The 11,984-nt window shown below is 75.5% G+C and carries 12 protein-coding genes; 11 read left to right on the top strand and 1 reads right to left on the bottom strand.

Annotated features, from left to right (window positions below; all coding sequences use genetic code 11):
• Positions 1 to 48: 48 nt before the first annotated feature.
• The 4 genes from alr (at position 49) to HCC30_RS06395 (ending at position 3,509) form a co-directional block, all read left to right on the top strand.
• Positions 49 to 1,245 (top strand): alanine racemase, encoded by a 1,197-nt coding sequence (gene alr / locus HCC30_RS06410; RefSeq protein ID WP_169441431.1) that lies wholly within the window; start codon positions 49 to 51, stop codon positions 1,243 to 1,245.
• Between the two features lie 4 nt (positions 1,246 to 1,249).
• Positions 1,250 to 2,539 (top strand): alpha/beta hydrolase, encoded by a 1,290-nt coding sequence (locus tag HCC30_RS06405; RefSeq protein ID WP_169441239.1) that lies wholly within the window; start codon positions 1,250 to 1,252, stop codon positions 2,537 to 2,539.
• Positions 2,540 to 2,593: 54 nt separating this feature from the next.
• Complete coding sequence (tsaE, locus tag HCC30_RS06400; protein WP_169441237.1) at positions 2,594 to 3,142, top strand: tRNA (adenosine(37)-N6)-threonylcarbamoyltransferase complex ATPase subunit type 1 TsaE; 549 nt, start codon at positions 2,594 to 2,596, stop codon at positions 3,140 to 3,142.
• Between the two features lie 166 nt (positions 3,143 to 3,308).
• Positions 3,309 to 3,509, top strand: coding sequence for a hypothetical protein (locus tag HCC30_RS06395; protein ID WP_169440545.1), 201 nt, complete (start codon positions 3,309 to 3,311; stop codon positions 3,507 to 3,509).
• 33 nt (positions 3,510 to 3,542) lie between these two features.
• On the opposite strand, the gene HCC30_RS06390 is transcribed toward HCC30_RS06395, so the two are convergent.
• Complete coding sequence (locus HCC30_RS06390; protein WP_169441235.1) at positions 3,543 to 4,100, bottom strand: L,D-transpeptidase; 558 nt, start codon at positions 4,098 to 4,100, stop codon at positions 3,543 to 3,545.
• A 291-nt stretch (positions 4,101 to 4,391) separates the two neighbouring features.
• On the opposite strand from HCC30_RS06390, the gene HCC30_RS06385 reads away from it, so the two are divergent.
• The 7 genes from HCC30_RS06385 (at position 4,392) to HCC30_RS06355 (ending at position 11,976) form a co-directional block, all read left to right on the top strand.
• Positions 4,392 to 5,648, top strand: coding sequence for a DUF2993 domain-containing protein (locus tag HCC30_RS06385; protein WP_240979338.1), 1,257 nt, complete (start codon positions 4,392 to 4,394; stop codon positions 5,646 to 5,648).
• Positions 5,649 to 5,833: 185 nt separating this feature from the next.
• A complete protein-coding gene (tsaB, locus tag HCC30_RS06380) occupies positions 5,834 to 6,505 on the top strand; it encodes a tRNA (adenosine(37)-N6)-threonylcarbamoyltransferase complex dimerization subunit type 1 TsaB (protein WP_169441231.1) in 672 nt (223 codons plus the stop codon).
• A gap of 47 nt (positions 6,506 to 6,552) precedes the next feature.
• Positions 6,553 to 7,071 (top strand): ribosomal protein S18-alanine N-acetyltransferase, encoded by a 519-nt coding sequence (rimI, locus tag HCC30_RS06375; RefSeq protein WP_169441430.1) that lies wholly within the window; start codon positions 6,553 to 6,555, stop codon positions 7,069 to 7,071.
• Positions 7,064 to 8,203, top strand: a complete 1,140-nt coding sequence (tsaD, locus tag HCC30_RS06370) for a tRNA (adenosine(37)-N6)-threonylcarbamoyltransferase complex transferase subunit TsaD (RefSeq protein WP_169441229.1) — start codon at positions 7,064 to 7,066, stop codon at positions 8,201 to 8,203. The genes rimI and tsaD overlap by 8 nt, the downstream gene beginning before the upstream one ends.
• A complete protein-coding gene (locus HCC30_RS06365) occupies positions 8,203 to 8,451 on the top strand; it encodes a hypothetical protein (protein WP_169441227.1) in 249 nt (82 codons plus the stop codon). Before tsaD ends, HCC30_RS06365 begins: the two co-directional genes overlap by 1 nt.
• A gap of 137 nt (positions 8,452 to 8,588) precedes the next feature.
• Positions 8,589 to 10,685: a hypothetical protein gene (locus HCC30_RS06360; protein ID WP_169441224.1), complete on the top strand. Its 2,097-nt coding sequence runs from the start codon at positions 8,589 to 8,591 to the stop codon at positions 10,683 to 10,685.
• Positions 10,675 to 11,976: a hypothetical protein gene (locus HCC30_RS06355; protein ID WP_169441222.1), complete on the top strand. Its 1,302-nt coding sequence runs from the start codon at positions 10,675 to 10,677 to the stop codon at positions 11,974 to 11,976. Before HCC30_RS06360 ends, HCC30_RS06355 begins: the two co-directional genes overlap by 11 nt.
• The last annotated feature ends 8 nt before the right edge of the window (positions 11,977 to 11,984 follow it).

Genomic DNA, 11,984 nt, shown 5'->3' with positions numbered 1-11,984 from the left:
GGCTTCGGGGTGGGGGCTGCGACACTGGACGCTGTGAACGATCAGGACATGCCGACCGCTTCCGGGGCCGCGCCGCGGCCGCACCGTGCCCGTGCCGAGATCGATCTCGGTGCGCTGCGCGCCAACGTCCGCTCGCTGCGGGCCCGGGCGAGCGGTGCCGAGCTGATGGCCGTGGTGAAGTCGGACGCGTACGGGCACGGCGCCGTGCGCTGCGGCCGCGCGGCCCGCGAGGCGGGGGCGAGCTGGCTGGGTACGGCCACGCCGGAGGAGGCCCTCGCGCTGCGCGCGGCCGGTGACCGGGGCCGGATCATGGCCTGGCTGTGGACGCCGGGCGGCCCCTGGCGGGAGGCGATCGAGGCGGACATCGACGTCTCGGCGAGCGGCCGCTGGGCGCTGGACGAGATCGTCGCCGCGGCCCGCGCCTGCGGCCGCACGGCCCGGGTGCAGCTCAAGGCCGACACGGGCCTGGGCCGCAACGGCTGCCAGCCCGCCGACTGGCCCGGGCTGGTCGCCGCGGCCAGGTCCGCCGAGGCGGAGGGCGCGCTCAAGGTGACGGGCGTCTGGTCGCACTTCGCCTGCGCCGACGAGCCGGGCCACCCCTCGATCGCGGCCCAGCTGCGCCGCTTCCACGAGGCGCTGGACGTCGCGGCCCGCGCCGGACTCGACCCCGAGGTGCGGCACCACGCCAACTCGCCCGCCACGCTGACCCTCCCCGAGGCACACTTCGACCTCGTCCGCACCGGCGTCTCGGTCTACGGCCTCTCGCCGTCCCCCGAGCTGGGCACCCCGGCGGACCTGGGGCTGCGTCCGGTGATGACGCTGTCGGCCTCGATCGCGCTGGTGAAGAACACTCCCGGCGGCCACGGCGTCGGCTACGGCCACACCTACCGCACGCCGGGCGAGACGACCCTCGCGCTGGTGCCGCTCGGCTACGCGGACGGCATCCCGCGTCACGCCTCGGGCACGGGCCCGGTGCTGGTCGCGGGGAAGTGGCGGACGATCGCGGGCCGGGTGGCGATGGACCAGTTCGTCGTCGACCTCGGCGGCGACGCCGCGCGGGTCGGTGAGGAGGCCGTGCTCTTCGGCCCCGGCGACCGCGGCGAGCCCACCGCCGAGGACTGGGCCCGCGCCGCCGGCACCATCGGCTACGAGATCGTCACCCGCATCAGCACCCGCGTCCCCCGCGTCTACCGCGATCCGGAACACGAGCCCGGCGGCGATGCGGAACCCGGCCCGGGGGAGTGACGCCATGGTGCGGGCGGGCGGGGCGAGTTGGGGCCGCAGGGCGGGTCTCGCGGGCGCCGCGATAGGGGCCGTCGCGGCGGGCGTCGCCGTCGAGCGGCTCACCGTGCAGCGGGGCGTCCGCCGCAGCGCCCGGCTCACCCTCGACGCGGCGGGCCCGTACGGGACGCTGCGCGGCACCCCCGCCACCGTCGAGGCCGAGGACGGCACGGCGCTGTACTACGAGACCGAGGAGCCCGCCGACGGCGAGCGGACCGCGGCGGCCGCGGGCGACGGCGTCGGGGGCCCGACCGTCGACCCGGTCCGCATCGGCGGTACCGGAACCGCCACCGCAGCCCGGGGCGGAAGCGGACGTGACGGCTCTGCCCCGGACCGGCTGCGGCGTCTGCTCAGGCTCCGCCGTGCCGCACCCCCGCAGTCCCCGGCCCCGACCGTCGTCTTCACCCACGGCTACTGCCTCGACCAGGACTCCTGGCACTTCCAGCGCGCCGCGTTCCGGGGCGCCGTCCGCTGCGTCTACTGGGACCAGCGCAGCCACGGCCGCTCCGGCCGCGGTCCCGTCGGCGAGGAGGTCTCCGTCGACGACCTCGGCCGGGACCTGAAGCGGGTGCTCGACGCGGCGGTGCCCGAGGGCCCCGTGGTGCTCGTCGGGCACTCGATGGGCGGCATGACGGTGATGGCGCTCGCCGCGCAGTACCCGGAGTACGTCGCGGAGCGGGTCACCGGCGTCGCGTTCCTCGACACCAGCGCGGGCGGGCTCGACGGGACGAGCTACGGCCTGCCGCTCCCCGCCGCCGGGGTGCGGGCGGTGCGCAGGGCGGTGCCGGGGGTGCTGAAGGCGCTGGTCGCGCAGGCCGAACTGGTCGAGCGGGGGCGGCGCGCGGCGGCCGACCTGTTCGCGGGCCTGGTCAAGCGGTACTCCTTCGGCAGCGTGCGCGAAGTCGACCCGGGGGTGGCCAGGTTCGCGGAGCGGATGATCGAGGCGGTGCCGGTCGACGTCGTCGCGGAGTTCTACCCGGCCTTCGAGGCGCACGAGAAGACGGCGGCGCTGGCCGCGTTCGACGGCGTCCCCGCACTCGTCCTCGCCGGCGACCGCGATCTGCTCACCCCGCACGCGCACAGCGAGACCATCGCCGCCGCGCTCCCCGCGTCCCGGCTGGTCACCCTGGAGCGCACCGGACACCTGGCCATGCTGGAGCGCCCGGCGGAGGTCAACGACGCGCTCGCGCACCTGATCACCCGTGCGGTCACCGGGGACGACGGGCCGCCCGACGAGGACCGGGACGAGCGCGCCTGAACCCGCGCTCCCGCCGGAGCGGACAGGCGGGGCATCCGCGTACCATCCGGACCCATGGAAGCACCACTGTCCTCCACCCTCGACGAACCCGTCCGGCACACCGTCACCGTCCCGGTGCCCGAGGAGATGCGGGAGGTGGGGCGGCGGCTGGCCGGGCTGCTGCGGCCCGGCGATCTCGTCCTGCTCACCGGTGAGTTGGGCGCCGGGAAGACGACGCTGACGCGCGGGCTCGGTGAGGGCCTCGGCGTGCGCGGGGCCGTGACCTCGCCGACCTTTGTGATCGCCCGCGTCCACCCGGCCCTCGACGCGGGGCCCGCGCTGGTGCACGTCGACGCGTACCGGCTGGGCGGCGGGCTCGACGAGATGGAGGACCTCGACCTGGACGTCTCGCTGCCCGAGTCGGTGGTGGTCGTCGAGTGGGGCGAGGGCAAGGTCGAGGAGCTGTCCGAGGACCGGCTGAGCATCGTCATCGAACGCGCCGTCGGCGGCGAGAGCACCGGTGGCGCGGAGGGCGAGGAGGAGAGCGACGTGCGGACGGTGACGGTGACGGGGCTGGGCGCCCGCTGGGCCGGTGCCGATCTCTCCGTGCTCTCCGTCGCGTAGGACCGGGCAGGTCAGACGGGCCGGGAGGGGCAGCGCCGCGCGGCCGCGCCGGTTCCGACAGCCTGTCGGGAAGATGTTGCGCTCGTCGTGCCGGGCATGGTCCTATGGAGGCCGAGACGTGGGTTAGGTGTACCTAACCACGCCCCAGGAGCCCCGGGAGGGACCCATGACGGCCCAAGAGCGTGAGCGGAAGCGGGGGACGGCGCAGTCCCCTCAGGTGGTGCCGATGCACGAGCTGCTGGCGTCCTGCGCCGCGGCGGACGCGGTGTCCAAGCCCCCGTCCGCGCCGGAGGCGGAGCAGGACGTCCCGCGCGTGCCCGGCGCCCAGGACGGCGAGGAGCCCCACCAGGAGCGGGACGCGGCCTGAGGGTCTGAGCGCGGGCCCGGCCGACCGGCCGGGTCAGGGGGCGACGACGACCTTGGTGCCGATCGGGGCGAAGAGCCACAGGGCCTCGCCGTCGGCGCGCTTCTCGCGGATGCCGCCGGTCTTGCGCGCCGGATCGCCCTCCGGCATCGAACCGTCCAGCGCGGCGCTGAACCCGATGGTGGTGCCGCCGACGGTGGTGAACCGTACGACGTTCTCGATCGGTATCCCGTCCGAGCCCGTGACGTGCGCGGCCCGCGAGGTCACCTGGTAGGTGCCGGGCTCGGGGCTGACGGTGCTGGGGCCGACCTCGTAGGTGCGCTTGACCTTCCCGGCCGCCGTCACCAGCCAGACGCGCTCGCGCTTCAGCGAGTACACGACGCGCTCGCCCTGGCCGGACTGCTTCGGCAGCGCCTCCAGCTGCCGCTGCCGCTCCTCGGCCGAGGGCTTCGAGGGGGCCGAGGCGGCGGGCTTGCGCTTCTCGGCGCGCTCCTGTGCGGCGTCGGCCTGGTAGGCGAGGAATCCGACGACGGCGAAAGCCGCCGCTGTCAGCCCGGTCACCACCACACCCGCGCTGCTGCCGCTCCGTGCCACCGTGCGCCGCCACCTCTCCTGATGTCCGCCCTGCGCTGCCGCCGACGGTAGCAGTCGCGGGCGTGACCGGGTCCCGCGGAGCAGGCCGGGGCCGCCCCGGAAGGCGCGACCTGGACGTCCGATCTGCCCGCCTGTGCGGGGGTTTTCCGGTCACGAACCCGTAACACCCGAGCTGTCCGGCAGGACTTGGAGAGAGCGCCGGGCCTGTGGTCGCATATGGCGATGACCCCCCACGGCTCATCGACAAGTTCCACACCTCACATACCTGGTACACGGAATCCTTACGAGGAGTTGGCCTCGCCCGAGGCGGCGGACCCCCACGAGCCGCCCCGGCCGAACCCCTACGAGGAGCTGGCGGCCGGCCCCGGGCCCGAGCCGTACGACACCCCCCGTGCCGGTGCGTACGACGGGCCCAGGGACGGAGACACCGGGCCGCTCGACGTGGTCGGCGCCGCGCTGCGCTCGGACTACGACGAGCCGGAGCAGGAGGAGTCGGCGGCCCGCGACCGGCTGGTGCGCCGGCGGCGCCGCTCCCGGCTGCGGCGGGGTGTGAAGGTGGGGGTGGCGCTCGTCGTCCTGCTGGCCTTCCTCGCGGTCGGTGACCGCTGGGCCGCGCTCTACGCGGAGAACAAGGCGGCCGAGCAGATCCAGAAGGCCGCCAAGCTGCACGCCGAACCCGAGGTGCACATCAGAGGGTTCCCCTTCCTCACGCAGCTCGCCTCGGAGCGCCTCGACAGCGTCGACGTGGCCATCCCGGACATGCCCGCGGGCCGGATCTCGGTCGCGCAGGTCAAGGGCACCGTCGAGGACGTGAAGATCGTGGGGGACGGGCCGACGTCGATCAAGGGCGCGGTGCTCGGCCGGATGCAGGGCGACGTCCTGCTGGACTTCGACGACCTGGACCGCGAACTGGGCACCTCCCAGGTGAAGTTCACCCACGGCGGCGCCAACACCGTGATGGCGGACGGCCGGCTGCCCGTCGCGGGCAAGGAGGTCAGGGTCAAGGCCAGGGCGCAGGTGGAGCGGATGAGCGACCACGGCGTCGGCACCACGGTCGACCGGATGAGCATCGAGGTGCCGGGGCTCTTCGCGTACGTTCCGGGCGAGGACGGCGGGCTGCGGCTGGCCCGTCCGATGGCCGAGCGGATCCAGCGGGACGCGGAGAAGGCGAAGGCGCTGTTCCGGGTCGGGTCCGTCGCGGAGCGTTTCGGGCTGACGCCCGAGCACGCGCAGCGGGTGCGGTCGAGCGAGGCGGAGCTGGCGCGGGTCACCGGCCAGCCGAAGTTCCTCGACCGGCTGATGCGGGTCAACATGCTGGACGTGGCGCTGGAGCACCCCTGGCTGCTGGAGAAGGTCGGCATCGACCCGTCCGTCGTCGACGGGATCAAGAACCTGCGGGTGCCGAAGCTCGCCGACAAGCTCTCGCTCGCGGTCAAGCTGCCGGAGATGCCGGGCGACGTCCGCCTGAAGCGGATCGAGGTCGAGAAGGAGGGCATCCGCGCCAAGATGACCGGCGCCGGCATCCCCTTCGGCGAGGCCGCGAAGTAGCGCCCGGAAGGGGCGCGGGGAACTGCGCGAGCAACCCGGCGCGCACCCGCGCTCCGCGACGTACCTGCTGGGGCACTCCCTCCCGGTATGCGTACCCCGCGCCGGGGTGCTGCGCTTGCCGGCCCTGCGCCTCGGCGCAGACCTCCCAAGCCCAGCGAGGTGCGCAGCACCCGTAGGCTTGGGGCGTGCTGCTGCTCGCTCTTGACACCGCAACCCCCGCCGTCACCGTCGCCCTGCACGACGCGGACGCGGACCGCACCCTGGCCGCCTCGGACCAGAACGACGCCCGCAGGCACGGCGAACTCCTGCTGCCGGCCGTCGACCGCGTCCTCGCCGAGGCGGGCCGGGCGCTGGCCGACGTCTCCGCCTTCGTCGTCGGCGTCGGCCCCGGCCCCTACACGGGGCTGCGCGTGGGCCTGGCGACGGCCGAAGCCTTCGGCGCCGCGCTCGGCACCCCGGTGTACGGACTGTGCACCCTCGACGGCATCGCGTACGCCTCCGGTCTGGACACCCCGTTCGTCGTCGCGACGGACGCCCGGCGCAAGGAGGTGTACTGGGCGCGGTACGCCGACTCCCGCACCCGCGAGGGCGAGCCCGCCGTCGACCGGCCGGCCGACCTCGCGGAGCAGGTCGCCGGCGTCCCCGCCGTCGGCGCGGGCGCCGTGCTCTACCGGGACACCTTCACGGGGCTGCGCGAGGAGCTCCCGGCCGACCAGTCGGCCACCTCGCTCGCGCGGCTCGCCGCCGAGACCCTCGCCGCCGAGGGCCCGGCCGGGTTCCTGCCGCCGCGTCCGCTCTACCTCCGCCGCCCGGACGCGCAGGTGCCCGCCAACTACAAGGTGGTCACCCCGAAGTGACCTCCCCGTCCGGTGCCCCGGCGCCCCCTCTGCCCCGGCTGCGCGAGATGCGCTGGTGGGACATCGAGGCGGTGCTCGGGCTCGAACACGAGCTGTTCCCCGAGGACGCCTGGACCGCGGGGCTGTTCTGGTCCGAACTCGCCCGCACCCGCGGCCCGTCGGCCACCCACCGCTACGTCGTCGCCGAGGCCGAGGACGGGCGCCTCGCCGGGTACGGCGGGCTCGCCACCACCGCGGGCACCGGCGACATCCAGACCATCGGCGTCCTCCCCGCGTACCGCGGCACCGGGCTCGCCGGACGGCTGATGGACGAACTCCTCGCCGCCGCCGTCCGGTTCGGCTGCCACGAGGTGCTGCTGGAGGTGCGCGTCGACAACGCCCCGGCCAAGCGGCTCTACGAGCGCTACGGCTTCCGCGCGATCGGCGTCCGCCGCGGCTACTACCAGCCGGGCAACGTCGACGCGCTCGTCATGCGCCGCGCACTCGACGACGGCGGCACCCCCGAGTCCTCTTCCTCCACGTCCCTCTCCACGCCCCCCGCTCAAGGAACGCACACCCATGGCTGACTCACGCGACGAGCCGCTCGTTCTCGGCATCGAGACCTCCTGCGACGAGACCGGCGTCGGTATCGTGCGCGGGCACACCCTGCTCGCGGACGCGGTCGCCTCCAGCGTCGACGCGCACGCCCGGTTCGGCGGCGTCGTCCCCGAGATCGCGAGCCGCGCCCACCTGGAGGCGATGGTCCCCACGATCGACCGCGCCCTGCGCGAGGCCGGCGTCTCCGCCCGCGACCTCGACGGGATCGCCGTCACCGCGGGCCCCGGGCTCGCCGGGGCGCTGCTCGTCGGCGTCTCCGCGGCGAAGGCGTACGCGTACGCGCTGGGCAAGCCGGTCTACGGCGTGAACCACCTGGCCTCGCACATCTGCGTCGACCAGCTCGAACACGGCGCGCTGCCCGAGCCGACCATGGCCCTGCTGGTCTCCGGCGGCCACTCCTCGCTGCTGCTCGCGCCCGACATCACCGCCGACGTGCGGCCGCTGGGCTCCACCATCGACGACGCGGCGGGCGAGGCGTTCGACAAGGTCGCCCGGGTCCTCAACCTCGGCTTCCCCGGCGGCCCCGTCATCGATCGGTACGCCCGCGAGGGCGACCCGGAGGCCATCGCCTTCCCGCGCGGGCTCACCGGGCCGCGGGACGCGCCGTACGACTTCTCCTTCTCCGGCCTGAAGACGGCCGTGGCCCGCTGGATCGAGGCGAAGCGGAACGCGGGCGAGGAGGTGCCGGTGCGGGACGTCGCCGCGTCCTTCCAGGAGGCGGTGACCGACGTGCTGACCCGCAAGGCCGTCCGCGCCTGCCGGGACGAGGGCGTGGACCACCTGATGATCGGCGGCGGCGTCGCCGCCAACTCGCGGCTGCGGGCGATGGCCGAGCGGCGCTGCGAGGACGCGGGCATCACGCTGCGCGTCCCCCGCCCGAAGCTGTGCACCGACAACGGCGCGATGGTCGCCGCGCTCGGCGCCGAGATGGTGGCCCGGAACCGGAACGCGTCCTCCTGGGACCTTCCGGCCGACTCCTCGCTGCCCGTCACCGAGCCGCACCTCCCGGCGGAGCCCGGCTGGGACGGCGGCCACGGGCACGGCCACTCCCACGATCACGACCACGTGCACGAGCTGAGCAGGAAGAACCTCTACGCCTGATGACCGTCGCCCTGATGTGGGAGGCCAAGTCGGCCCCCGGCCGCGGCCCCGAGCTCCTCGACTGGGCACGCGCCTGTGAGCTCGCACCAAAGCCGCTGCGCCGCGAGACCTTCTCGGCCCCCGGCGGCCGCGTCCTCGTCATCACCTGGTGGGACGCGGCCTACGACGCCGAGCTGCCCGAACTCCCCGACCCGGAAGCGGAATTGATCGCGCGGCCCGTGCACCGCTGGCGCTTCGAACAGGTCTGACGCCTCGCGCACCGCCCCGTAACGGGCCCTGGGGCGCGCGCTGTCAGTGGCACCGGGCAGGATGGTCGGACACCACAGCCACCGGCGCGGGCCCGTCACGGGCCGAGCAGCGCAGCACCGTTCTCGGGGGAGACGTCATGAGCCGTTCCGGCGCACAGCGCGGCGGGTTCCGCCGCGCCCCGGCCCGCGTGACCGCGGCCGTGGCCCTGCTGCTCGCGGCCCTCACCCTGCTCTCCTCGGGCGCCGCCACCGCGGCGCCCGGCGCGGGCCCGGACGAGAGCCAGACCGCCTATCTGGCCGAGCGGTTGCGCGAGAACCCGGTCTACGTCACCGACCAGGCCCCGCGCGTCACCCCGCGCTCCTCGGCCCCCGCCTTCGCCGAGCAGGCGAAGCGGACGGGCGTGCCCACGTACGTCATGGTGCTGCCCAGCGGCGTCACGGCGGGCCAGACCGATCTGCTGCCCGCCGTGCACGACCGGCTCGGCAAGGACGGCCTCTACCTGCTGCTCAACGACCGCGGGTACCAGACCGAGGCGGCCGCCTTCGGCGTCGACGTGCCGTACGAGGAGGCCGGCCGCGCCGCGCTCTACGAATCCCCGCACGACGCCACGTCGTTGGAGTACCTGACCCGCTTCGTCGACATCCTGCGGCTCGGCCCCGCCGGTGCCGAGGCCCGCGCCGAGAGCGCGGAGCGGAAGTACGGCGTCGACTCCGGCAACGAACCCGAGCGCGCCTACGTCACCGCCTGGGAGCGCGAGGAGCAGAGCAGGCTGACGGGGCTGCTGCTCGGCGGTGTGCCGGTGCTGGTCGTCGGCCTCGGCTGGTGCGTCCGACGGCGCGGCCGCCGGGTGCTGCACCCGCTGCTGCTGGTCGGCGTCGCCGGGGCCTCGGCGCTCGCCATCGGCTTCGGCGCCTCCGCCGCCTTCGACCAGAAGCGGGGCACCGGAGCGCCGCCCCCGACGGCGGAGGACATGCGGGCGCGGACCGACCGGGTGGTGGCCGGGCTGCGGGAGAGCCCGGTCTACGTCGATCCGGAGTCGCCCCGCCCGTTCTCCGGCGCCCAGTTGCGCACGCTGACCGCGCACGCGGAGAAGTCCCGCGTCCCGGTCCGCGTCGTGGTCGTGCCCTCCGCCTCGGACGATCCGGAGGGCGGCTCCGTCGAGTGGTTCGCCCGCGGTCTGCACCGGCAGCTGGCCGAGGACGGCGGCAGGGACGGCGCCGTGTATCTCCTGTCCGATCCGCGCCGGCCGCACGTCGAGATCGTCAACTTCGGCGTCCGGCTGGACGATTCGGGCCTCCAGAAGATCGACGACGCCGCCTTCGACGACGCCCAGCGGGAGTCCAGGAAGGCGGAAGCGGAGGGCGGCACCGGCGACGCCTCCGGCCTGTTCGCGCGGGTCGACGGCGTGATCGACGAGCTCGGCACCCTCGGTTCGGGCCCGCCGGGAGAGCCCTACCTGGGCCTCCCGCCCGAGACCCCGGACGAGGAGAACTACGTTCCCTCCCTCTTCTCCGGCGATCTGACGAGCGCCGCCTGGGAGGGCGCGGCCTGGGCCGCGGCGCTCAGCGGGCTGGTCGCGGCCGTGTCCGCGGGCGTCCGCAGGTCCCGCGCCGGGACGGGGGAGAAGCGGGGCCCGGCCGCCCCGAGCGGGCCCCGGGCGCCCGGCGCCGGATCGCTGCGCCGTACCGCGCGGCGTGAACTCGCCGAGCTGCGCGAGGAGTTCGACCGGCAGGGCGAGCACCTGCCGGACGCCGCGCGGGTGCGGGCCTGGGACTGCCTCGACGCGGCGTCCCTGCTGGCCGACCGCGACGCCGACGGCGCCGTCGACAAGGACGCCGACCAGCCCACCCTCATCGCCGCCGTCGCCCTCCTCCGCGTCGCCCGCGCCGCCCTGAGCACCAAGCCGTCCGACGAGGCCGCGCTCCCGCCGTACTTCTGCGGCGTCGACCCGCTGCACGGCCCGGCCACCGGCACCCGGAACGTTCGGCGTACGCGGGGCAAGCGGCGGGGGCAGCGGCGTCAGGTGTGCGCCGAGTGCGCGGCCCTGGCCGACGACCCGGGCACGGCCCGCACGCTGGGCGAGACCCGGCTGCTGCTGGTCGCGGACCCGGCGCGCGCGGGCAGGACGGTTCCGTACAACGCCGTTCCCGGGCCGCTGACCGGCAAGGGCGGCGCGTTCCTCGGTATCGACGAGGTCGTCAACAGCGTCCGGGAGGCCGCCGGTGTCCACTGATCCCCGCACGTCCCCGCCGGCCGCCCCGGCGTCCCGCGCGCTGACGCTGCTGCTCGCGGCGCTCCTCGCCTGGTGCCTCGCCGCCCCGGCGGCCGTCGCGGCGCCCGCCGAGAGCCCGGGGGAGCGGATCGCGAAGGCGCTGCGCGAGTCCCCGGTCTACGTCGACCCGGCGTACGAGAGCGTCGTACGCCCCGCCGAGCAGCGGGAGTTGGCGCAGCGGATCGAGCGGACGAAGATGCCGATCAAGGTGATCCTGGTGCCGCTCGCCACCGGCGACGAGTGGGGCGGCAAGTCGGACCAGCTCGCCGAGGCCGTACGCGACCGCCTCGGCGGGAAGGCGGGGTCCGGCGAGGAGGCCGCCTTCGTCACCATGAGCGACACCAGCGCCGACGCCCTGTCCGGCCACGACTGGCCGTTCGACAGGTTCCACGCGCTGGACGCCGTCGCCGCCGTCGACCACCAGCCCGACATGCGCGGCAAGCGGCTCGCCGCCCGCGTCGAACGCGCCGTCGACAACATCGCCTCCGGCGACGGCGACGCGATCTACGACAAGGCCACCGCCCACCTGGAGGACGGCACCGGCCGCGACGACGGCCCGGACGCGGGCAGCGGCTGGGCCCTGCCGCTCGCGCTGGGCGCCGCGCTCGTCGCCGTGCTCGGCACCGCCGGGTTCCTCCTGGTGCGCCGCCGCAGGTCGGCCGCGGCCGCGCCGTTCGCCGCGCCCCGGGCCGTGCTCGCGGCCGCGCGGGAGGCGGACGAGGCGAGCGTGCGGCGCCGCGCGCAGGAGGAAGTGGTCGCCTTCGGCGAGGAGTTGAGCACCGCGGAGACGGGCGACGGCGGCGATCCGGAGGCCCTGCGCCGGGCGCTCGACGCGTACACCGCGGCGGGCAGCGTGCTCGACCGCGCGGACGGTATCCCCGATCTCGCCGGTGTGCTCGCGCTGGTCGCCGAGGGGCGCGACGCGCTCGCCCGGGCGCCCCGCGCGTCGAGGAAGCGCCGCCCACTGCCGCTGTGCTTCTTCCACCCGCTGCACGGCCGCGCCCAGCGCCGCATCCGCTGGCGCCCCCTCGGCCGCCGGGACGCGCTGCACGTCGCCGTCTGCGCCGAGTGCCGCACGGCCGTCGCGGAGCGCCGGGCCCCCGCGGTCCTCACCGCACAGCACGAGGGCCGCGACGTCCCGTACTTCGAGGTCCCGGCCGAGCACAGCCTCTGGGCCGCGACGGGCTACGGCTCCCTCGGCGACGAACCGCTCGCGGACCGCGTGGCCCGCGGCGACTTCACCCGCGGCTGACGCTCGCG

Source organism: Streptomyces sp. HNM0574 (assembly GCF_012726235.1).
Classification (GTDB): Bacteria; Actinomycetota; Actinomycetes; order Streptomycetales; family Streptomycetaceae; genus Streptomyces.
This window is presented reverse-complemented; position numbering and strand designations above follow the sequence as displayed.